Origin of the sequence: Veillonella parvula (assembly GCF_040094895.1) — a bacterium.
Classification (GTDB): domain Bacteria; phylum Bacillota; class Negativicutes; order Veillonellales; family Veillonellaceae; genus Veillonella; species Veillonella parvula_L.
Genome location: NZ_JBBNGV010000001.1, coordinates 377,746 through 400,860 on the forward strand (window position 1 = coordinate 377,746; position 23,115 = coordinate 400,860).

Genomic DNA, 23,115 nt, shown 5'->3' on the forward strand with positions numbered 1-23,115 from the left:
TCGTGGATATTGGTCAAGATATTTTAAATAGAACACCATTAGGACCATTACAAACCTCATTACTTGAGCATATTAGTAAACTCATATCCTTTGGCGAGTCTTTAACTCGTCAAAGGATACAGATTTTTACACCCCTACTAGAGACAGGACAAGGTGAGAGATCACAACAATGTGCAGATATGCTATGTATAGAACGCAGTGATCAAGGGATTACTACACGTCAATTAAAAGGCAGTCATACGTGGCATGCTATGATGAAAGATGGTCAACCACTTATCGGGTTAGATGACAAGCAGCGTCAACATGTCTTTCCTATCGTAGACAACGGAGGTCGTATTATTGGGGGGATATCTTTTACATTATCACCATCTATTAAGGCAGAACAATATGAGCAAGAATACGTTTTGTCTGATACGATGCAACGTCTTATGCTGACAGCTACTGATGAACAAATAGTGTCTTACGAACCCATGTCCTATTTTGATGGTTTAATTATTTTCGACGACACTTATAAAATACTGTATGCTAACGATGCAGCTATGAAGTTAGTAGATGTATTAGGCTTTGATCGTCGATTGGTAGGTTCATCAATTTTTAGCAGTACCTTAAAGATGTCCGCTATACAGCAAGTATTATTAGATAGAAGTATACGTACAAATGAAGAAATCTATCAAGATATGGTAATTCGTCAGCACATGATTCCTATTGCTATGGGGCGCAATGAAACGAGGTGCTTTTTAGTTCTTCATGATTGTACTCGTGAAAGTAAACAGCAACAAGAATTATTGGTTAAAAATTCCATTATCAAAGAGGTTCATCATCGTGTAAAAAATAACTTACAAACTGTAGCAGGGTTATTGCGTATGGAGGCGAGACGCTCTAGCTTGCCAGATGTAAAGCAAGCACTTCAAGAGGGGATTAATCGCATCGAGAGCATGGCTCTAGTTCACGATATAGTGTCTCATTACGATGAGGATTATATTGGTATCCGATCAATTTACGATGAATTATGTCGTTTGTTGCGTATGAGTATGGTGCGACAAGATCAAGAGGTTACTTTTACTTACAGTGGCGAAGATATGCTAATTTCTTCTCATATGGCGAGTTATGTATCTCTTATAATTAATGAATTGATTACGAATAGCTTAGAACATGGGTTAGACGGGAATCGTGGAAATGTTCATCTAGCAGTTACTGATGCAGGTAGTACAATTAAACTGGCTTTTACAGATAACGGAAAAGGATTGCCTAGTGATTTCTCTGTTTCTTCTAATAAACGGTTAGGTTTAACAATTATTAATAATTTAGTTACTCATGAATTAAAAGGAAGTTTATCCATAGAAAATACTGGAACAGGTGTATTGGTGACGATATATATGAAAAAGGAGGCATAAATGCGCGTTTTAATCGTGGATGATGAATCCCTAATACGTATGGATTTACGAGATATTATTGAGTCTTGTGGTCATGAAGTCGTTGCAGAAGGTACAAATGGTGTTGAAGCTTTAGCACTTTGTAAAAAACATAAGCCAGATATTATATTGATGGATGTTAAGATGCCAGAATTAGATGGTATTGAGGCGGCACGTCAAATTGGCTTTCACCATGAAGCACCTGTAGTATTATTAACAAGTTATAGCCAGCAAGATTTAATCGATAAGGCTCGAGATTCTGGTGTATATGGCTATTTAATTAAACCAGTACGGGAGGAACAGTTAGTTCCTACCTTAGAGATGGCTTTAGGTCGCTATAAAAGTGATGCTCAGTTGCGCGAAAAGATGGCTGAGCTAGAACAGTCATTAGAAGATCGTAAAATCATTCAAAAGGGAACTGGTATATTAATGGAACTATATTCTATATCTGAAGTGGAAGCGTATAATCGCATCCGCACCTTAAGTATGAATAAACAAATATCTATTATAGAAACATGTAATCTCATCATTAAACAGTCTAATAAGTCAAATAATATCTAAAAAGTCAAAAAATCAAAATTAGTACTTGCAATTATTTTAACTTCGGTTATAATAATACTTGTAATTAGCACTCAATGAGTTAGAGTGCTAATAAATTATGGAGATTAACTAGTAAAAAGGAGTGACATTATATGTTAAAACCATTAGCTGACCGCGTTCTTATCCGTCTAGAAGCAAAAGAAGAAAAAACTAAAAGTGGTATCTTCCTTCCTGATACAGCTAAAGAAAAGCCTCAAGAAGGTGTAGTTGTAGCTGTAGGTGCTGGTAAAGTATATGACAATGGTCAACGTGTAGCTCCAGAAGTTAAAGTTGGCGACACTGTTATGTTTGCAAAATATGCTGGTAGCGAATTAGAAATCGATGGCGCTACTCATTTGATTATTAGCGAACGCGATATTTTAGCAGTATTATAATCGCTGATTTATAGTCTATATGACTATAAAAACTGATGATACATTCTATATTGCCTAAGGGCACATATATTTCGTTACATTGGATAGTGTTACTATTTAGGAGGTAATACATATGGCAAAAGAAATCTTGTTTAATGAAGAAGCTCGTCGCGCTTTAGGCCGTGGCGTCGATCAATTAGCAAATGCTGTAAAAGTTACATTAGGTCCAAAAGGTCGTAATGTTGTGTTGGATAAAAAATTTGGTTCCCCAACAATTACAAATGATGGTGTAACCATTGCTCGCGATATTGAACTTCCAAATCCATTTGAAAACATGGGTGCTCAATTAGTAAAAGAAGTTGCTACTAAAACTAACGACGTAGCAGGTGATGGTACTACTACCGCAACAGTATTGGCGCAAGCTATGATTCAAGAAGGTATGCGCAATGTAGCAGCCGGTGCAAACCCAATGATTTTGAAAAAAGGCATTGAAACAGCAGTAAAAACTTTGGTTGAAGAAATTAAAAAACGCTCTATCAAAGTTTCTGGTAAAGCTGAAATTGCTCAAGTTGCAAGCGTATCCGCTGCTGACGAAGAAATCGGTGGTTTAATTGCTGAAGCTATGGAAAAGGTTGGTAATGACGGTGTTATTACTGTTGAAGAATCCAAAGGTTTGCAAACTGCATTAAATGTAGTAGAAGGTATGCAATTTGATCGTGGTTACATTTCCCCTTATATGGTAACTGATCCTGATCGTATGGAAGCTGTTATGGATAACCCATATATCTTGATCACTGATCGTAAAATCAGTGCCATCGCAGATATGTTGCCAACACTTGAAAAAGTAGTAAAAGTAGGCAAAGAACTTCTTATTATCGCTGAAGATGTAGAAGGGGAAGCATTGGCTACATTAGTAGTAAACCGTTTGCGTGGTACATTCAAAGCTGTAGCCGTTAAAGCTCCTGGCTTTGGTGATCGTCGTAAAGCTATGCTTGAAGATATCGCTATCTTAACAGGCGGTACTGTTATTACTGAAGATATGGGTCGTAAGCTTGATTCTGTAGAGCTTGAAGACCTTGGTACAGCTCGTCAAGTTCGCATCACTAAAGATGAAACTACAATCATCGATGGCGCAGGTGATAAAGATGTAATTGCTAAACGCGTTAACCAAATCCGTGCACAAGTTGAAGAAACATCTTCTGATTTCGACCGTGAAAAATTACAAGAACGTCTAGCTAAATTGTCCGGTGGTGTTGCAGTTATCGAAGTAGGTGCTGCTACAGAAGTTGAAATGAAAGATAAGAAACTTCGTATTGAAGATGCATTGAATGCAACTCGTGCAGCTGTTGAAGAAGGTATTGTAGCTGGTGGTGGTACTACATTCATCGATATCATCCCTGCATTGAATACATTGGAAGCTACTGGTGACGTTCAAACTGGTATTAACCTTGTAAAACGCGCTGTAGAAGAACCACTTCGTCAAATCGCATACAACGCTGGTCTCGAAGGTTCTGTAGTAGTAGAAAAAGTTAAAAATACTGAAGCTGGTGTAGGTTTTAATGCCTTGACTGAAGAATACATCGATATGGTTAAAGCTGGTATTGTTGACCCTGCAAAAGTTACTCGTTCTGCTCTTCAAAATGCCGCATCTATCGCATCTCTTGTATTAACTACTGAAACAATTGTAGCTGATAAGGTAGATGAAAATGCAGCAGTTCCTGCAATGCCTCCAATGGGTGGTATGGGCGGTATGATGTAATCAGCTGCTTAGAATAAATTTTATAAGAAACATAATAATCCTAATGAATTGTGAATTACATTTTCATATTCATTAGGATTATTTTTTACTGATAAATTAATCTGTTGTAAGGGTGTAATATTTTAAATTTCAAATTTCAAAAAAACTATGATTGTATTTAAGCTGACGATATTATGTTGATTACATCGATAAAATTGATTTTGTATATAATGTATGATATAATTCTATAGAATTTAATAGTGAGTCTTATTGACATAGTTATTCTCTAATAGTATAATTAGTGTATCGAATTTATTCGATTTGTTATATTTGAATTGAAAGAAGGATCACTATGTTGAACTTTATTTTTAAAAGTAAACCTAATTATGTAAATTTTGGCTTATTGATTTATCGCCTTGCATTGGGCATTTCCATGTTTTATCATGGTTATTTAAAATGGCTTAGCGGAGCTGAAGGGCTCTACAAAGTAGGGACTATGTTAGCACCTTTAGGTGTATCCGGTGGTTATGAGATGTTAGGCACTATGGCAGCACTTGCAGAAATGATTGGTGGTATTCTCATTGCAGTAGGATTATTTACACGTATTGGTGCTACTCTAGTTGTAGGTACTTTAGCAACTGCGACTATTGTGAGTTTGAATGGTAGTTTCTTTAGCTGGGACTACCCATCTCAATTAGGCTTTGGTGCACTTATGTTATTCTTTGCTGGTGCTGGTCGCTTTAGTTTAGATAAAGCTTTATTTAAATAATTAGGAAATTAGAATAAAAGACTCATCGGCTGATGAGTCTTTTATTTATGTAGAAAGGTTATCATGAACAAAAAAACAGTTCCATTCACGTCAGAACAATTAGAAAATATTATTGCTCAGTATCCAACTCCATTCCATATTTATGATGAAGAAGGAATTATTGAGAATATGAAATCTTTCATCAATGCATTCTCTTGGAATAAGGGATTTAAGCAATATTTTGCAGTTAAAGCAACTCCAAATCCGTATATCATGCGTTTGTTACAAAAGCTTGGGGTTGGCGCAGACTGTTCTTCCTTAGCGGAACTACTTTTATGTGAAAAAGTGGGTATTACGGGCCATGATATTATGTTCACATCTAATGATACACCATATGTGGAGTATAAAAAGGCACTTGAAATGGGTGCAATCATCAATCTTGATGATATTACACATATCGAATATTTAGAAAAAAATCATGGCTCTTTGCCAGATACATTCTGCGTGCGTTATAATCCGGGTTCTTTAAAAGAAGGGGGCAATACAATTATTGGCCTTCCTGAAGAAGCTAAATATGGTATGACACGCGAACAAATATTTGAAGCGTACAAACAATTACAAGCTAAAGGTGTAAAACACTTTGGTATTCATACAATGGTTGTTTCTAACGAACTTGATATTGACGGTTTAGTTGGTACAGCAGAGCTTTGCTTTAATCTTGCTGTAGATATTAAAAAAGAACTTGGTATCACTGTTGAATTTATTGATTTAGGTGGAGGTGTAGGTGTAGCTTATAAACCAGAACAAACACCAGTAGACTTCCGCGTATTAAGCAAGGGTGTAGAAGAAGCGTATAATCGAATTTTAGTAGCTAATGGACTTAATGATGTAGCATTGGCTTATGAATGTGGGCGTATGGTAACAGGTCCATTTGGTTATCTTGTTTCTACTGCTATTCATAAAAAAGATATTTATCGTCATTACATCGGTTTAGATGCTTGTATGGCAAATCTTATGCGTCCGGCGTTGTATGGCTCTTATCATCACATTACCGTAATGGGGAAAGAAAATGCTCCCAAGGATCATGTATATGATGTAACAGGCTCCTTATGTGAAAATAATGATAAATTTGCTATTCAACGAGAGCTGCCAAAAATTGATATTGGAGATCGTGTCATCATTCACGATGCTGGTGCACATGGACATTCTATGGGTTTCAATTATAATGGTAAATTACGTTCTGCAGAGTTATTGCTACATAAAGATGGCTCTGTTACACAAATTCGTCGTGCTGAAACATATGATGATTTATTTGGAACTCTTGATTTTTCAAACCTATAATTTAATATTGAGAATCGAATAGGATGAGAATTAATATTAATAAAAACCTATCAATATATGTAATACTTGATATTCTTTTAATTCCTGTATATTTTAGTAGGAATATCTTGCTATCATTTAGATAAGAATGTATAATGAGTGTAGATTGTTATGCACATACTTGCTAAGTTGGCGAGAATTACGGCGGTATTCACGTTAGTGCGTACCGCCTTTTTATATGTGTCAGTATATACGTTTTATATATAATGAGTGTATGTTTCTTATGGTTACATACAAATAAAAGGAGTGAACATTTTGGCTGAATTACTTCAGATAAAAGATTTAAAGGTATCTGTTGAAGAGAAACAAATCTTAAAAGGTATTGATTTAACAATTAATAAAGGTGAAATTCATGTTGTGATGGGGACAAATGGTGCTGGTAAATCTACACTTGCTAATGCAATCATGGGTAACTCTACATATACAGTAGATAGTGGTTCTATCATTTTTGATGGTAAGGATATTACGGAAGATGCAGTAAATGATCGTGCAAAAGCGGGTATTTTTATGTCCTTCCAAAATCCAATTTCTATTCCTGGTATTACTGTAGAAAACTTCATTCGTACAGCTAAATCCACAATTACTGGTGAAAATGTACGTGCATTATCTTTCAAAAAAGAATTGAAAGAAAAAATGGATGAATTATCCTTTGATTTATCTTATGCGCAACGTTATGTAAATGAAGGCTTCTCTGGTGGTGAACGCAAGAAGAATGAAATTCTTCAAATGTCCATTTTGAATCCTAAATTGGCTATTCTTGATGAAACTGATTCTGGCCTTGACGTAGATGCGGTTCGTATCGTATCTGAAGGTGTACAACGTTTCCATAACGAAGAAAATGCTGTATTAATCATTACTCATCATAACCAAATTTTACAAAAACTAAAACCAGACTATGTTCATGTGTTGATCAATGGCAAGATTGTTAAAACTGGTGATGCTTCTCTTGTACGTGAAATCGAAGAAAAAGGTTATGACGCATACAAAGCATTAGCATAGGAGGCATAATGGAAGAAAGAAAGAAAACCCAAGTCGCGGATATGGACCGTGGCGTCTATGATATAAAGAACGAATTTGAATATTCTTATATCTCTGATGCTGGTTTAACAGAAGATATTATCCGTGAGATTTGGTCTAATAAAAATGAACCAGAATGGATGCTCGATTTCCGTTTAAAGTCTTTGGAAATCTATAATCGCATGGGCATTCCAAATTGGATTCCTGATATCTCGGGCTTAGATATGGCAAATATTCATACATATGTTAAGCCTAAAGTAGATATGAAAGAAAACTGGGATGAAGTTCCAGAAGAAATTAAAAGTACTTTTGACCGCTTAGGTATTCCAGAAGCGGAAAAAACATCTCTAGCTGGTGTTGGTGCTCAATATGATTCTGAAGTTGTTTACCACAGTATTCAAGAAGATCTTGTTAAGCAAGGTGTTATCTATACTGATATCGAAACAGCATTACATGAACATGAAGAAATCGTAAAAAAATACTGGATGACATTAATTCCACCTACAGACCATAAATGGGCTGCTCTTCACGGTGCCGTTTGGTCTGGTGGTTCCTTCGTATACGTTCCTGCAGGTGTACAAGTAGAGATTCCATTGCAATCTTACTTCCGTTTGAATGCACCAGGTGCTGGTCAGTTCGAACATACGATGATTATCGTAGAAGAAGGGGCTAAATTGCACTTTATCGAAGGTTGTTCTGCTCCTAAGTATGATGTGTCTAACCTGCATGCAGGCGCTGTTGAACTGTTCGTTAAAGATAATGCTACATTGCGTTATTCTACAATTGAAAACTGGTCTAAAAACATGTACAACCTTAACACAAAACGTTGTGTAGTAGGTAAAAATGGTACAATTGAGTGGGTATCTGGTTCCTTTGGCTCCAAAGTTTCTTGTTTGTACCCAATGAGTATTCTCAACGGTGAAGGTGCACATGCTGAATTTACAGGTGTAACATTCGCAGGTGAAGGACAATTCCTCGATACAGGTTGTAAAGTGGTACATAATGCACCATATACAACAAGTAATGTAAACTCTAAATCCATTTCTAAATCCGGTGGCGCTGCAATTTATCGTGGCCTTTTGAAGATTGGCCCTAAAGCTGAACATTCCAAAGCAACAGTTTCTTGTGAATCCTTGATGCTTGATGCTGAGTCTCAATCTGATACAATTCCGGCTATTATCGTAGAAAATGACAATGTGGATTTAGGTCATGAAGCTAAAATCGGTCGTATTTCCGACGAAGCAATTTTCTATCTTATGACTCGTGGTATTAGCGAAGAAGAAGCTCGTGCGATGCTAGTTCGTGGTTTCGTAGAGCCAATCTCTAAAGAATTGCCACTTGAATATGCAGTAGAAATGAACAATCTAATCAATCTTGAATTAGAAGGTTCTATCGGTTAAGGAGGAATTATGAGCGAATTACTATTTAATGAACTCCCTAGACCGACATTCAGATGGTTGCGCGTTAATCATACTGTAAGCTCTCTAGCTGGAGAAGATACAGCGGTACAATCCATCGCTGTGGAAGCTAATAAAAATATACTTTCACCATTACCTGTTGGTACAGCATTACTAGATGGTAATTATGAAGGTGCTAATAAAGAAGCTGTTCATGTATTAGTTGAAAAAGCGGAAGGCTATGCTATCAATGTGCCTCCTAAGGCGAAAGAAGTTGTAGGCATCCGCATTGATGCTAATGCTCGTGTAGCAAACCGTTTCCAATTTATCGTTGGTGAAGGTGCTGAGCTAGAAGTACAATTCTATGTAACTGGTTCTGGCGATGCATTGACAAATGTTAGCTATTTAAACGAATACGATGTGAAAGAAGCTGGTAAGGTTGTAGTAAAAAAGGTAAATCTTTTGCCTGAACATGTACAGCATATCGAGCATCGATACACTAAATTAGAAGAAAAAGCAGATGTAGAATACATCAATATTGAAATTGGTGGCAGTGAAAACATCTTGAATTACTATCATGATTTAGTAGGTCAAGAATCCCGTATGGTTCATGACATTGCTTATCTTGGTAATAAAGAGCAAAAATTTGATATTTCTATGGTTATGAGTCATGGTGGTAAAAAATCATTTAGTGATATTCATACCTTAGGTGCTCTTAGTGGCAATTCTAAAAAATCCTTCAGAGGGACCCTTGATTTCCTTAATGGAGCAACAGCTTCTGAAGGTGCAGAAGAAGATACTTGCTTATTGTTAGATCCAACTGTAAAATCTGTTTCGTTACCACTTTTATTGTGTAAAGAAGATAATGTAGTTGGTAATCATGCAGCAAGTGCAGGCCAAATTGATCATAATAAATTGTTCTATATCATGAGCCGTGGCTTTAGTGAGGTAGAGGCAAAACATATCATTGTTGAATCTATGATTCGACCTATTATTGATCGCATTGGTGATGAAACGATTGAAGAAGCAGCGTTAGCAGCTGTACGTAATAAAATTTAAAGAGGCGTTTTTATGAGACCAATTGCAGAAGCATACAAAGACTTTCCTATATTACATAAAGAGCATAATGGGCATCGTGTTATCTATTTAGATAGCGGTGCTACTGCTCAAATTCCACAGTCCGTAATTGACCGTGTTGTGGAACATATGACACAACGTAATGGTAACCCACATCGTGGTTCTCATATTTTAGCCATTGAAGCATCTGAAGACTATGAAAATGCACGGGATCGCGTAGTTGAATTTATCAATGCTCGCGAACGAGAAGAGGTTATATTTACACGTAATAGTACGGAGTCAATGAACTTGATTGCCCACAGCTATGGCCTTCATAATGTGAAAAAAGGTGACAAGATTGTCATTACTGTTGCTGAACATCATGCGAATCTTGTAACATGGCAATATGTGGCAGAACAGACGGGGGCAACCTTAGAATACATGTATCTTGATGAACATGGGCACTTAAAAGATGGTGAAATCAATAAAATTGATGAAAAGACTAAAATTGTTGCTTTCGCTCATGTTAGTAACGTGCTTGGTATGGAATTCCCAGTAAAAGAATTAACTGAGAAGGCTCACTCTGTAGGTGCTATTGTTGTTCTAGACGGTGCTCAATCTACACCTCATAAAAAAATTGACGTACAAGCATTGGATTGCGATTTCTTCGTATTCTCTGGCCATAAAATGTGTGCATCTCAAGGGATTGGTGTACTATACGGTAAACGTGATTTATTAGAAACTATGCCTCCATTCCTATTGGGTGGCGATATGATTGAGTATGTAAAAGAGCAAACTGCTACATTCAATGAGCTTCCATATAAGTTTGAGGCAGGTACTCCAAATGCTGATGGTGCCGTTTCCTTGCATGCAGCTATTGACTATTTGGAATCCTTTGGAATGGATGCTATAGAAGCCTATGAAGAGGAGTTAGTAGCTTATATTCTTCCTAAGATTGTTGAATTGCCACATGTCCATGTTATTGGTTCTCAGAATCCTAAGGAAAAACATGGCGTTATTGCGTTCACTGTAGATGATGTACATCCTCATGATGTAGCTACAATTTTGGATTCTAAGGGAATCTGCGTTCGTTCCGGTCACCATTGTGCACAACCATTAGGTGCGTTCTACAATGTATCTGCATCTACTCGTTTAAGTATGTACTTATACACTCGCAAGGAAGATTTAGACGCATTCCTTGAAGTATTAAAGACTGTTCGTTCAGTAATGGGTTTTAAAGATTAGGAGAATTACCACTAATGGAAATGGATCAATTATATACGGAACTTATTTTGGAACATAACCAAGATAAACGTAATAAGCATGAATTATCTGAATTTACAAATTCTGAACATGGACATAACCCTAGTTGTGGTGATGATCTAACATTACAACTCAATGTAGTAGATGGTATCATTAAAGATGCTGCATATACAGGTTCTGGCTGTGCTATTAGCCAAGCATCTGCATCTATGATGATTGATATCATTAAGGGCAAATCTGTTGAGGAAGCACTTCGTTTAGTAGAAATTTTCTTGGGTATGATTAAAAAAGAGATTACCGATGAAAATGAGTTAGAAGAATTAGAAGATGCTATGGCTCTACAAAATATTTCTAATATGCCAGCACGTGTAAAATGTGCAGTTCTTGCATGGCATACATTGAAAGAGGCTTTAAAGAAATAATATGAAGAAAACGATATTATTTGATTTAGATGGAACCTTAACTGACTCTCAAGAAGGTATTCTTAAAAGCATTAAATTTGCATTGGAACATTTCGGTTATACTGTACCTGATGAAGAAACATTACAATTGTTCTTAGGACCACCATTGGTAGATGCTTTCCAAGAACATTGTGGTTTGACCTTTGAGCAAGCGGAAGAAACATACTTTAAATTCCGTGAACGTTATGGTACCATCGGTAAATTTGAAAATAAAGTATATCCGAATATTGTAGACTTATTGGCTAAATGCAAAACTGAACAATATACTATAGCTGTAGCTACTGCAAAACCAGAACATTATGCTAAAGATATTCTTGATCACTTTGAATTGACACCATACTTTGATGTTATTGTTGGTGCTAATTACGAAGCGGGATTGTTACACAAAAAAGAAATTCTTGAAAAAGCTCTCACGCTATGTGGTAACCCATTAACTGATGAAAATGGTCGTCGATTGACATTCATGGTTGGAGATCGTAAGTACGATGTAGAAGCAGCTAATGAACTTGGCTGTATCTCCATTGGCGTTACCTATGGTTATGGTACGGAATCTGAGTTAAAAGAAGCGGATGCCGAATATATCTGTGACGATGTTGATGAAATTGCTGATGTTCTCAATCTTGAAGAAATGATGGTTCGTAGATAAGCTATATAAATAGAATTACATATCAACCCAAATAAAAAGCTAGAGGAAATCCTCTAGCTTTTTTGCATCTTCATTTTATGTTATTTTTTTAGGCCACTTTTTTTAGCTAATGTTTTGATAACCTTAGCACTTTGTTTTTTCAACTTGCCCCCTGTTTGTTTGAGTTGGATACGTGTACGAGAAACACGACCAAGTGTAGTAATCTTAGTTTTGCGACGTGGCTTCATATCACGTTCGTTACCAAAGTCGCCACGTTGCACACTCGTTGCCTTTACTTTTTCAGCTCTAAAAGATTTACGTAGGGCTTTCATAATTAATGTAAGTGGTAATGTTTGCTCGAAGGAATACAAATCAACTGCTACATAACCAAGTGCAGGATATGTGTGCAATGTAAAGTGAAAACCTGGTGCGACAGAAAGGAGGGCGATTTCCTCGTCCATAACTTGACAACTGATTTCATCTACATCAAGTTCAGCTAAGTCAAATGCGGTTGCTACACTTTCCTGTACAGCTGTAGCGGATGAAATTGCGTCTTCATCGCAGGAATATAAATCAATTAACAGTTCTTGTCCTAATGCTTCTGCCATAACAACACCTTCCTTCAGAAAATAATATCTCATTTATTATACATAGATTTAAGGATTAAGTCCAATTATATGAGAATACATTAAAAGTCAAACGTTATTTTTATAAAATTTGACTTTTATATTGACTAAGGTCAAAAAGTCAAATATAATAGAGTTATGTTAAAGAACAAATAGTCAAAACTATAGTAAATAAACTTTAAAGGGGTGTTTTTTATGAGTATGATAGCTGATAAAATAGAAAAATTTATATTAGACCGTATGCGTGAAGAACAAGAAAAGCTAATTTTAAAGCGTAATGAATTGGCTGATGAATTAGATTGTGCGCCATCCCAAATTAGTTACGTATTAAGTACGCGTTTTTCTAATGAGCGCGGTTTCGATGTTGAGTCAAGACGTGGCTTGGGTGGATATATTCGAATCAAAAAAATTAACCCAGAAAGTTCAGATTCTTTACCTGCTGTTACAACTTATCGGATTTATGAAGGTCCAAATACGGTAGAACGATTAATTGATATGCGAGATGTAGATCAATCATTATTTCAATTATTACAATCTGAAAAGATTACCCGTCGTGAAGCTCAATTGATGCATAATTCTTTTGCTACATTAATTGAAAATGTAGACGTAGAAGAACGTAATGATGCTGTTCGTCAATTATATGCATCAATGGTGGACACTTTGCGGAAGGAGTGATGATTTGTGTTATGTGATCATTGCCATAAAAATGAAGCTACTATCCATATGACTAATATCATAAATAATCAAAAGACTGAGCAACATCTTTGCAGTAGTTGTGCCACCAAGTTACAACAAGCTGGGAAATTATCTCCTTATAGTTCTTTTATGAATGATATGTGGGATAATAACTTTTTTACTAATGATTTTTTTAAGAATATGGTGTATCCAGATAACTTATTAAAAGCTCATCAATCTAAGAGCTGCCCTCAGTGTGGTATTACTTATGATGAATTCAATCGGGTAGGTAAGTTTGGCTGTGGTCAATGTTATGAGACTTTTAATAGTGAAATAAATCCATTATTAGAACGAATACAAGGTAGTTCTGAGTATGAAGGGACTATACCTAGTCGTGGTACTAATGTATTTAAAGCAAAGTATGAAGTAAAGCAATTGCGCCGCCAATTAGATACAGCTATTCAAGCTGAAAACTTTGAAGAAGCTGCAATTTTGAGAGATAAAATTAAAAATCTAGAAGTTATCATTGATGGTGATAACGAATAGGAGGTTCTTATGTTAGATACTATATTGGACTCTCCGCTAAGTCAGTGGCTGTGTCAGGATACAGAGGCGACAGACCACATTGTAATTTCAAGTCGTATACGATTGGCGAGAAATTTTGATGATATATTGTTTACGAATCGTGAAGATACAGTTTCCTTAGAAAAAGTGAATACAATCTCTCGAGGCCTATTGCCAATATTAAAAAAGGCTGATGAGCACCAATATACAAATATTAGCCTTGAGCAATTAAGTCAACGTGAGCGTGCTGTCTTAGTTGAAAAGCATTTAATGAGTCCTGCTTTAGAGGAACAATTACCGTATCGTAATTTGATTGTATCTGATGATGCTTCTATCGCAATTATGGTAAATGAAGAAGATCATTTACGTATTCAATCTATGGCTCCAGGACTTAAATTGCAACAAGCTTATAATCATGCGGTTCAAATTGATAAAGCTATCGAAGCAAAATACCCTTATGCCTTTGATGAGCGATTTGGTTATTTAACTGCTTGCCCCACTAATGTGGGTACAGGTTTACGGGCCTCTGTTATGTTACATTTACCCGCATTGACGTTATCTGGTCGTATTACGAGACTCATTCGTAACATAATACAACTAGGTTACTCTGTACGAGGGTTGTATGGGGAAGGTTCCGAAGCTTTAGGTTGTATTTACCAGATTTCTAATCAACGAACGATGGGTATTAGTGAAGAAGCAACTATTGAGCAATTGATTAAAATCGTAGAAGGAATTATTGCAGAAGAACGAAAGTCTCGGCAATCTTTATTACACAACGATAAAGAAGGTTTGGAAGATATACTTTGGCGATCCTATGGAATTTTACAATATGCACGACGTGTAAGCGGTAAAGAGGCACTTAGTAAGCTTAGCGACATTCAATTAGGTGTAGATTTAGAAATATTACCATTCTGGGGTAAAGATACTTTTAATGAGCTTGTTGCTATAACTAGACCAAACTTCCTCTCTAAATACTTAGGTAGTGAAAATTTGACAGATACCGATCGCGACAGCTATCGTGCAAAGGTGATACGTCAAAAACTTTCAAATTAATATAAATACATAAATAATTAATGCATGATTATTTATTTTGTATAGATTGATTTATATAATTTTCTTAGTTTACCGTTAAGAGATTTGTAAAAAATAGTAAATATTAATACTAGATAGCATAATAGATTAATAGAGTTTAATAATATTTTTGATATTCCAATGGTTATTTCACCATTGTTTATATATATTTGAAAAGAAATAATTACAATTTACATAGATAGATGAGGTGATATTATGATGCAACGGTTTACAGACGATGCACAGCGTGTTCTTTCGTTAGCTCAAGAGGCTGCTTTGGAGTTAGGACATGACTATGTTGGTACTGAACACGTACTCATTGGCCTTACAAAGGTTAAAAATGGTGTAGCAGCTAAAGCTTTAGAAGAGCTTGGCCTTGTTACAGAAGATATTTTTGAAGCTGTAGAAGAACATGTAGGACGTGGTAATAAAAAGGCAACGTCAATATATATGACACCTCGCGTTAAACATGTACTTGAGCTTGCCATTCAAGTAGCAAATCAAATGAATCACAATTACGTTGGTACTGAGCATATTCTATTGGGCCTACTTAGCGATGGTAGCGGTGTTGCAGTTGCTATTTTACGAGCTATGAATATACGTAGTAATGATGTAGTAGAAGCAATTCGTAGTATTCTTGGCTCGAATAAAGGTAGCAATAATGGTGGTCAAGAGGGAATAAATAGCAATAATGATTTAGGTGAGCTGTCAGATTTTGCAACTGATCTTAATGAGTCTGCTAAACAAGGTAAGATTGATCCTGTTATTGGCCGCGATACGGAGATTCAACGAGTCATTCAAATTCTCAGCCGTAGAACTAAAAATAATCCTGTTCTTATTGGTGAACCAGGTGTAGGTAAAACAGCTATTGCCGAAGGCTTGGCACAGCGTATTGTGACTGATAATGTACCGGAGATTTTACGTAATAAACGCATTATTTCTCTTAGTATTGGTTCTATGTTAGCGGGTGCCAAGTACCGTGGTGAATTTGAAGAACGGTTAAAAAAAGCCATTGATGAAGTACAACAACATGATGATATGATTATCTTTATAGATGAAATTCATACATTGGTTGGGGCAGGTGCTACTGAAGGCGCTATGGATGCAGCTAATATCTTAAAGCCTGCTTTGGCACGAGGTGAATTCCAAGTTATCGGTGCCACAACACTTGATGAATATAAGAAATATATAGAAAAAGATGCTGCTTTAGAGCGTCGTTTTCAACCCGTTCAAGTAGGAGAGCCTAACGAAGAGGATGCTCTTGAAATTTTAAAGGGATTAAGAGATCGGTATGAAGCTTTCCATAAGGCTAAGATTACAGATGAGGCATTAACAGCAGCTGTGTCTTTATCTAGCCGATATATTACAGATCGATTCTTACCTGATAAGGCTATCGATGTAGTCGATGAAGCTGCATCTAAGGTTCGTATGAAAGTATTTTCTTCAGCACCTGATGTTAAAGCATTAGAGGATCGCCTCAATACAGTTAAGAAAGAAAAAGAAGCTGCGGTTACGTCTCAAGATTTCGAAAAGGCTGCAAAGCTTCGCGATGAAGAACAATTACTATTAAAAGAAATTGGTGATAAAAAATCTATTGCTAAAGAAAAAAGCGATCAAAAGTTAATAGTAACAGAGGAAGACATAGCTGCTGTAGTAGCGCAATGGACAGGCATTCCAGTGGCTAAAATTGCAGAAGAAGAGTCTGCAACCTTACTACATTTGGAAGAAGAACTTCATAAACGCGTAGTAGGTCAAGATGAGGCTGTTACTGCTGTAGCTAAAGCTGTACGCCGTGCAAGGGCTGGATTAAAAGACCCAAAACGGCCTATTGGTTCATTCTTGTTCCTTGGGCCAACTGGTGTAGGGAAAACTGAGCTAGCAAGAGCGCTTGCATCCTCCTTGTTCGGCGATGAATCTGCTATGATTCGACTTGATATGTCTGAATATATGGAAAAACATACTGTGTCTCGCTTAGTCGGTGCCCCTCCAGGTTACGTAGGCTATGAAGAAGATGGACAATTAACAGATGCGGTACGTCGCAAACCATATAGCGTTATCCTCCTCGATGAAGTGGAAAAGGCACATGCAGATTTCTTTAATATTTTGTTACAAGTTCTTGATGATGGTCGTCTTACTGATAGTCAAGGAAGAACTGTAGATTTCAGAAATACAGTTATTATTATGACAAGTAACTTAGGTGCTAAAGCTTTACATAAAAACTCTCCAGAACTTGGTTTCTTAGCGGCTAAAAAATCTGATTTCAATGTAGATGAAAATAAAGAAATTGAGTTTAAAGAGGCTAAGAAGTCAGTAATGGATGCGGTGAAACGTCATTTTAGACCTGAGTTTTTAAACCGTATTGATGAAATGATTGTATTCCATCCATTAACAGAAGAGGACTTAAAAGAAATTGTAACTATCTTGATGAGTGATGTTACAAAACGCCTTGAAGCGCGTGATTTACAATTAGAAATCTCTCCTGAGGCTATGCATTTACTTGTTAAGGAGGGCTCTGATTTCACAATGGGGGCTCGACCATTAAAACGTGCTATTCAACGTTTAATTGAGGACCCAGTGTCCGATCTTATTTTGAAAGGAGATGCAAAAGAAGGTAAAATTATTAAAGCAGATGCAAAGGATAACGATCTTGTTGTATCAATATGATAAAAATACAAATTATACAGTTGATGACTACCTTTCATATAAAAAATATAAGTTAAATGGTATACTATAAAATGATGATAGTTAACCATGTAGTAAAATTATGCATAAAAGGTCATGAATGGTTATCATTCATGACCTTTCTTTTTAAATGTATTGAGGTGTTATGGCAAAAGCAAAATCTGTATTCTTTTGTCAAAATTGTGGGGCTGAATCCTCTAAGTGGATGGGCCGTTGTCCACAATGTGGAGAATGGAATACATTAGTTGAAGAAATAATTAAAGAAACTAAACATAGTCGAACACCTTCTCGAGGTGTTGGAAATCAAACGGCGAAGCCTACCGCCTTGCCAGATATCGAAATTTCTTCTATTGCACGCGTATCTACAACCTTTGGTGAAATTGACCGTGTATTAGGTGGGGGCATAGTGCCTGGTGCTCTAATGCTTTTAGGTGGTGATCCTGGTATTGGTAAATCTACTCTGTTACTACAAGTATCCCAGAAGGTAGCCGATACAGTAGGAGCAGTTCTTTATGCATCTGGTGAAGAGTCTCAGTTACAACTTAAACTTCGAGCAGAACGACTGCATATTAATAGTGAACGGTTACAAGTTATTGCAGATACTGATCTAGATCATATATTGGAGCAAGCTGAAGCAATGACTCCTTCCTTACTAGTCATTGACTCTATACAAACTATGTATACTGGAGATATAGATGCTGCGCCAGGCAGTGTTAGTCAAGTTCGTGAATGCACATCTCGCCTACTTCGCTTCTGTAAAGAACGAAATATACCTACTGTAATCATTGGCCATGTAACAAAGGAAGGCAATATTGCAGGGCCTCGTATGTTAGAGCATATGGTAGATGTAGTGCTTTACTTTGAAGGGGAGCGTTCTTATCAATTCCGTATATTACGGTCCATTAAAAACCGTTTTGGATCTACATCAGAAACAGGCATTTTTGCTATGGTAGAGGAAGGGTTACAGGAATTGTCCAATCCGTCTGCTTCTCTTTTAGCCGAGCGTTCCGATGAAGAAAGCGGCAGTGCTGTTATGATTTACCTCGAAGGGGTTCGCCCCATCTTGGTAGAGGTACAAAGCTTGGTCGTTACTACGGCTTTTGGTATGCCTAGACGTACGGCGATTGGTTATGATCTTAACCGGTTAATCGTATTATTAGCAGTCTTAGAAAAACGCTGTGGCTTTACATTAGGTAATAAAGACGTGTATGTAAATGTTATCGGTGGTCTCAAGGTAAATGAACCTGCTTGTGATTTATCTATGGCGGTTGCCATTGTGTCAAATCTGAAAAATCGAATCGTTCCAACAGATATGGTAATTTTAGGTGAAGTAGGCTTAACTGGTAATGTTCGCAGTATTCCTCGCATTGAACAGCGTATAAATGAAGCCAAGAAATTAGGTTTTAAAAAGTTTATTATTCCTGAAGGCAACTATAAACAAATTAAGGATAATGATAGTTCTATCAAAATTAAAGGTGTCAAATCTATACAAGAGGCGATGCAACTCGTATTTTCATAATTAGGAGGTGATTTCATGATTTATCGGATTTTACGCTATGTAATAGCCATTTTAGTAGGTACAGCAGCCTACGTGGGAATGGATAGCTTAGCACCTATTATTGACCCATATTTGGTTTCTCAATTTGAATCTTTTGGGGACATGTCGTTAACAATTGCACGTATTGCAGTATTAATCGTAGGTACTCTATTAGGCCTTGTTATTGGTTATCTGATTTCATCATTTATTCTGAAACAAGGTTTAGTAATTGCTAAAAGATTAGAGCGTATTCTTACTCATATTCCAAATCAAGAATTGATTGCAGGCACCATCGGTTTATTATTCGGCCTTATTATTGCAAATCTAATTGGTGTTGCATTCAATCAAGTACCTATTATAGGACCTTATATTCCTATAATTTTGAGTGCTATTTTTGGATATAGTGGACTTAAAATCATGGCTCGTAAAGGACCCGAAATGTACAATAATTACGTACAACAATGGGGAGGAGATAGCACTAAAAAAACAAGTCGTTTTAAAATGTTTTCAACTCATAAATTAGATAAATCCTCTAGTACGCCAAAATTACTAGATACTTCAGTTATCATTGACGGTCGTATCAAAGAACTATGTGCTACGGGCTTCATTGAAGGCCCTCTTATGGTGCCACTATTTGTATTAAATGAGTTACAGGTAATTTCTGACTCTGCGGATGCTACGAAACGCAACCGTGGTCGACGTGGCCTTGATATTTTGAAGGATATGCAAGATGCCAATAAGGTAGCTATAGAAGTTGTTGAAGATGATTATGATGATCTTGTAGAGGTTGATTCAAAACTTATGCGACTTGCTTTAGATAAGCAGTGGAAATTGATGACTAATGACTTTAACTTGAATAAGGTGGCTCGTGTACAAGGTATTGAAGTGCTTAACCTTAATGAATTGGCAAATGTATTAAAACCTGCTCTAATCGCTGGAGAATGGATTCGCGTTCAAATCATGAAAGAAGGTAAGGAAGTACACCAAGGTGTGGCTTATCTCGACGATGGCACGATGATTGTCGTAGAGGATGGTAAGCCTTATGTTGGTCAAAATGTAGAGGTTATGGTTACATCCATATTACAAACGAGTGCAGGACGGATGATTTTTGCTCGTGTAGATGGAGGACAAAATGGGCAAGGCAATTAGTTGTATCGTTCTCGCTGCAGGTGCTGGTCGCCGTATGGGATACAAAGAAAATAAGATATTTATTCCTTTAGGGGGACATTCTATTATTCAACGTACCATACAAAATGTAGAAAAGATTGAAGGTTTAAAAGAAATTATTCTTGTTGTAGCTGAAGGCGAACAAGAATATATGTCTAACCATATTCAAGGGTTGGATTTGCATATTCCTGTAAAGATAGTATTTGGTGGAAGAGAACGTCAAGATTCTGTGGCATATGGTCTCAAAGCTGTATCAGAAGATAGTAATATTGTGCTAGTTCATGATGGAGCGCGTCCATTAGCATCAACTAAACTGTTTGATTCTGTTGTTAGGGCCGCAATAGAATATAGAGCTGCTACTGTAGGTGTCCCTGCTACGGATACGATTAAACGGGTTAATACAGAGCATACCGTAATAGAAACCTTGAAACGCAGTGAGTTATACCAAATTCAAACACCACAAGGCTTTCAAAAAGATCTATTTAAAGAGGCCCATCAAAAGGCTCATGACGAAAAATATTTAGGCACTGATGATGTGTCCCTCGTCGAGTATTTAGGTAAGCCTGTACATATAGTAAGTGGAGACTATTGTAATATTAAGGTGACCACACCTAATGATATTGCAGTAGCAAAACGATATTTAGGAATTGAGGATAAGCGTATGCGCGTTGGATTTGGTTATGATATTCATCAATTAAAAGCAGGGCGTCCTTGTATCTTAGGTGGTGTTCATATCGAGTCTGACCTTGGTCCTGATGGTCACTCCGATGCAGATGTTCTCATTCATGCATTGATGGATGCCATGCTAGGTGCCGCTGGTTTACGGGATATTGGATACTATTTTCCACCTGAAGACGACCAGTATAAAGGGATTTCTAGCATGCTTTTACTAGAAAAAGTAAATTTCTTATTGAAAGAACGTGGGTTACAAGCCTATAATATTGATATTATGGTTATTTCTGAGACACCTAAATTAAAACCTCACATCGATATGATGAAGTCTAATTTACAGTCTATTTTAGAGATACCATTAGATCGTATTAGTATTAAAGCGACAACAAATGAAATGCTAGGGGCTATTGGTCGCCGCGAAGGCATTGCTGCACAAGCTGTCGTTTCTGTATATGAAGGAGAGATTTAATCATGAGTTCCATGAAAGTTCGTTTTGCTCCAAGCCCTACGGGTCCATTCCATATTGGTGGTGCTCGTTCTGCTTTATTTAACTGGTTATTAGCACGTAAGGAAAAAGGCACATTTGTATTGCGCATTGAAGATACAGATTTAGCTCGTTCTACACGTGAAAGTGAAGAGAATATTAAAGCTTCCTTACAATGGCTTGGCATGAACTGGGATGAAGGCATTGATGTAGGTGGTAATAATGGTCCTTACCGTCAAACAGAACGTCTTGATTTATATAAAGAAGTAACACAACGCTTATTGGATGAAGGTAAAGCTTATGAGTGTTACTGCACACCTGAAGAGTTAGATGCGGTGCGTCAAGATCAAATGGATCGTGGGGAAACACCAAAATACAACGGTCATTGTGAACACTTAGATGAAGAGACAAAGGCTAAATACATTGCTGAAGGTCGTAAACCTACAATTCGTTTGCGTGTACCGTTGAATAAAACATACGCTTTTGATGATATGGTACGTGGGCATGTATCCTTTGAGTCCAATGGTGTAGGTGACTTCGTTATCGTTAAATCCGATGGTATTCCTGTATATAACTTTGCTGTAGTAATGGACGATCATATGATGGGGATTACTCACGTTATTCGTGCAGAGGAACATCTATCCAATACACCTCGCCAAATGGCTATCTATGAAGCTCTTGGTTGGGAGGTCCCTAAGTTTGGTCATATTTCTTTGATTCTTGGTAAAGATTACAAAAAAATGTCCAAACGTCATGGTGCTACCTCTGTTGAACAATACAAACAATTAGGGTACTTGCCAGAAGCACTTGTAAACTTCTTGGCACTTCTTGGTTGGGCTCCTGAAGGTGAAGAAGAATTCTTCACACAAGATGAATTAATTCAGGCTTTCTCTATGGATCGGGTAGCGAAAAATCCTGCTGTGTTTGATATTGATAAATTGAACCATATAAATTTCCACTATATGAAGAATTTGAGTGATGAAGAGTTATTCCATCTTTGTTTACCGCATTTGAAAGAGGTTGGTTTAGCTCCAGATAGCTTGAATCAAGCTGATATTGATTGGTTGGCATTATTATGCTCTACATTCCGTGATCATATTAGCTATGGTGCTCAAATTAAAGATCATGTAGGCTTGTTTATGGGCGAAACAGTATTCCTTGAAGAGGGGCATGAAGAGGAGTTGCGTGCTGTATTGAATGAAGAAACAGCTCCAACAGTTCTCGGCGCTTTCCGGAATGCATTGGCTGAACTTGATGAAATTACACCTGAAGTTGTAAAAGCAACAATCAAGGCCGTAATGAAAGAAACCTCTTTAAAAGGTAAATTCGTATTTATGCCAATCCGTGTAGCTTTAACAGGTCAAATGCATGGTCCGGATTTGAATAATATTGTTACATTACTTGGTAAAGAAAAGTGCTTACATCGTTTAGATAATGTAGGTGCATTAACAAAATAAATTTGATCAATTAATCAAAGGAGTTCACGTAACAAGTGTTATGTGAACTCCTTTTGTATGTGTTGTTAATATTCTATAGAAATGCTATAATAATCGGCGTATTAAATTTTGATTTATTATGAAAGCGAGT

21 protein-coding genes are annotated in these 23,115 nt (G+C 36.8%); 20 read left to right on the forward strand and 1 reads right to left on the reverse strand.

From position 1 onward, the window contains the following. The first annotated feature begins 2 nt into the window (after nt 1–2). From AAAT26_RS01755 to AAAT26_RS01810, 12 genes are all read left to right on the forward strand, one after another. Nucleotides 3–1,394: a sensor histidine kinase gene (locus tag AAAT26_RS01755; protein WP_195395083.1), complete on the forward strand. Its 1,392-nt coding sequence runs from the start codon at nt 3–5 to the stop codon at nt 1,392–1,394. Next, nucleotides 1,395–1,973 carry an ANTAR domain-containing response regulator gene (locus tag AAAT26_RS01760; protein ID WP_004696048.1) on the forward strand — a complete coding sequence of 193 codons (579 nt, stop codon included), beginning with the start codon at nt 1,395–1,397 and terminating at the stop codon, nt 1,971–1,973. It abuts the gene before it with no gap. A gap of 131 nt (nt 1,974–2,104) precedes the next feature. Then, nucleotides 2,105–2,386 carry a co-chaperone GroES gene (gene groES / locus AAAT26_RS01765; RefSeq protein WP_004696047.1) on the forward strand — a complete coding sequence of 94 codons (282 nt, stop codon included), beginning with the start codon at nt 2,105–2,107 and terminating at the stop codon, nt 2,384–2,386. Between the two features lie 112 nt (nt 2,387–2,498). Continuing rightward, nucleotides 2,499–4,124, forward strand: coding sequence for a chaperonin GroEL (groL, locus tag AAAT26_RS01770; protein WP_349208781.1), 1,626 nt, complete (start codon nt 2,499–2,501; stop codon nt 4,122–4,124). A 331-nt stretch (nt 4,125–4,455) separates the two neighbouring features. Continuing rightward, complete coding sequence (locus tag AAAT26_RS01775) at nt 4,456–4,872, forward strand: DoxX family protein (protein ID WP_123137904.1); 417 nt, start codon at nt 4,456–4,458, stop codon at nt 4,870–4,872. A 63-nt stretch (nt 4,873–4,935) separates the two neighbouring features. After that, nucleotides 4,936–6,192, forward strand: a complete 1,257-nt coding sequence (locus tag AAAT26_RS01780) for a diaminopimelate decarboxylase family protein (RefSeq protein WP_008601096.1) — start codon at nt 4,936–4,938, stop codon at nt 6,190–6,192. A gap of 294 nt (nt 6,193–6,486) precedes the next feature. Then, nucleotides 6,487–7,230, forward strand: coding sequence for a Fe-S cluster assembly ATPase SufC (sufC, locus tag AAAT26_RS01785; RefSeq protein WP_004696035.1), 744 nt, complete (start codon nt 6,487–6,489; stop codon nt 7,228–7,230). Nucleotides 7,231–7,238: 8 nt separating this feature from the next. Then, nucleotides 7,239–8,648 (forward strand): Fe-S cluster assembly protein SufB, encoded by a 1,410-nt coding sequence (gene sufB, locus AAAT26_RS01790; RefSeq protein ID WP_004696034.1) that lies wholly within the window; start codon nt 7,239–7,241, stop codon nt 8,646–8,648. 9 nt (nt 8,649–8,657) lie between these two features. Beyond that, nucleotides 8,658–9,704, forward strand: a complete 1,047-nt coding sequence (locus AAAT26_RS01795; RefSeq protein WP_008714047.1) for a SufB/SufD family protein — start codon at nt 8,658–8,660, stop codon at nt 9,702–9,704. Nucleotides 9,705–9,716: 12 nt separating this feature from the next. Continuing rightward, nucleotides 9,717–10,946 (forward strand): SufS family cysteine desulfurase, encoded by a 1,230-nt coding sequence (locus AAAT26_RS01800; protein ID WP_004696029.1) that lies wholly within the window; start codon nt 9,717–9,719, stop codon nt 10,944–10,946. A gap of 14 nt (nt 10,947–10,960) precedes the next feature. After that, complete coding sequence (gene sufU, locus AAAT26_RS01805) at nt 10,961–11,386, forward strand: Fe-S cluster assembly sulfur transfer protein SufU (RefSeq protein ID WP_004696027.1); 426 nt, start codon at nt 10,961–10,963, stop codon at nt 11,384–11,386. A gap of 1 nt (nt 11,387) precedes the next feature. Beyond that, the gene (locus AAAT26_RS01810; protein WP_004696982.1) at nt 11,388–12,071 is read left to right on the forward strand and encodes an HAD hydrolase-like protein; all 684 of its coding nucleotides are present in this window, start codon (nt 11,388–11,390) and stop codon (nt 12,069–12,071) included. Between the two features lie 80 nt (nt 12,072–12,151). On the opposite strand, the gene AAAT26_RS01815 is transcribed toward AAAT26_RS01810, so the two are convergent. Then, nucleotides 12,152–12,658 (reverse strand): S-adenosylmethionine decarboxylase family protein, encoded by a 507-nt coding sequence (locus AAAT26_RS01815; RefSeq protein WP_004696023.1) that lies wholly within the window; start codon nt 12,656–12,658, stop codon nt 12,152–12,154. Between the two features lie 213 nt (nt 12,659–12,871). On the opposite strand from AAAT26_RS01815, the gene AAAT26_RS01820 reads away from it, so the two are divergent. The 8 genes from AAAT26_RS01820 (at nt 12,872) to gltX (ending at nt 22,985) form a co-directional block, all read left to right on the forward strand. Continuing rightward, nucleotides 12,872–13,351 (forward strand): CtsR family transcriptional regulator, encoded by a 480-nt coding sequence (locus tag AAAT26_RS01820; protein ID WP_004696020.1) that lies wholly within the window; start codon nt 12,872–12,874, stop codon nt 13,349–13,351. Nucleotides 13,352–13,357: 6 nt separating this feature from the next. Beyond that, entirely contained in the window at nt 13,358–13,897 is a 540-nt protein-coding gene (locus AAAT26_RS01825) for a UvrB/UvrC motif-containing protein (RefSeq protein ID WP_123137905.1), read from the forward strand. 9 nt (nt 13,898–13,906) lie between these two features. Continuing rightward, nucleotides 13,907–14,968, forward strand: a complete 1,062-nt coding sequence (locus AAAT26_RS01830; RefSeq protein WP_123137906.1) for a protein arginine kinase — start codon at nt 13,907–13,909, stop codon at nt 14,966–14,968. A gap of 234 nt (nt 14,969–15,202) precedes the next feature. Continuing rightward, nucleotides 15,203–17,650, forward strand: coding sequence for an ATP-dependent Clp protease ATP-binding subunit (locus AAAT26_RS01835; protein WP_349208782.1), 2,448 nt, complete (start codon nt 15,203–15,205; stop codon nt 17,648–17,650). 163 nt (nt 17,651–17,813) lie between these two features. Then, nucleotides 17,814–19,187 carry a DNA repair protein RadA gene (gene radA / locus AAAT26_RS01840; protein ID WP_004697141.1) on the forward strand — a complete coding sequence of 458 codons (1,374 nt, stop codon included), beginning with the start codon at nt 17,814–17,816 and terminating at the stop codon, nt 19,185–19,187. Nucleotides 19,188–19,202: 15 nt separating this feature from the next. Then, nucleotides 19,203–20,354 carry a PIN/TRAM domain-containing protein gene (locus AAAT26_RS01845; RefSeq protein WP_004696009.1) on the forward strand — a complete coding sequence of 384 codons (1,152 nt, stop codon included), beginning with the start codon at nt 19,203–19,205 and terminating at the stop codon, nt 20,352–20,354. Next, entirely contained in the window at nt 20,338–21,513 is a 1,176-nt protein-coding gene (locus tag AAAT26_RS01850) for a bifunctional 2-C-methyl-D-erythritol 4-phosphate cytidylyltransferase/2-C-methyl-D-erythritol 2,4-cyclodiphosphate synthase (protein WP_077708469.1), read from the forward strand. The genes AAAT26_RS01845 and AAAT26_RS01850 overlap by 17 nt, the downstream gene beginning before the upstream one ends. 2 nt (nt 21,514–21,515) lie before the next feature. Next, nucleotides 21,516–22,985 (forward strand): glutamate--tRNA ligase, encoded by a 1,470-nt coding sequence (gene gltX / locus AAAT26_RS01855; RefSeq protein ID WP_123137908.1) that lies wholly within the window; start codon nt 21,516–21,518, stop codon nt 22,983–22,985. Nucleotides 22,986–23,115: the final 130 nt, after the last annotated feature.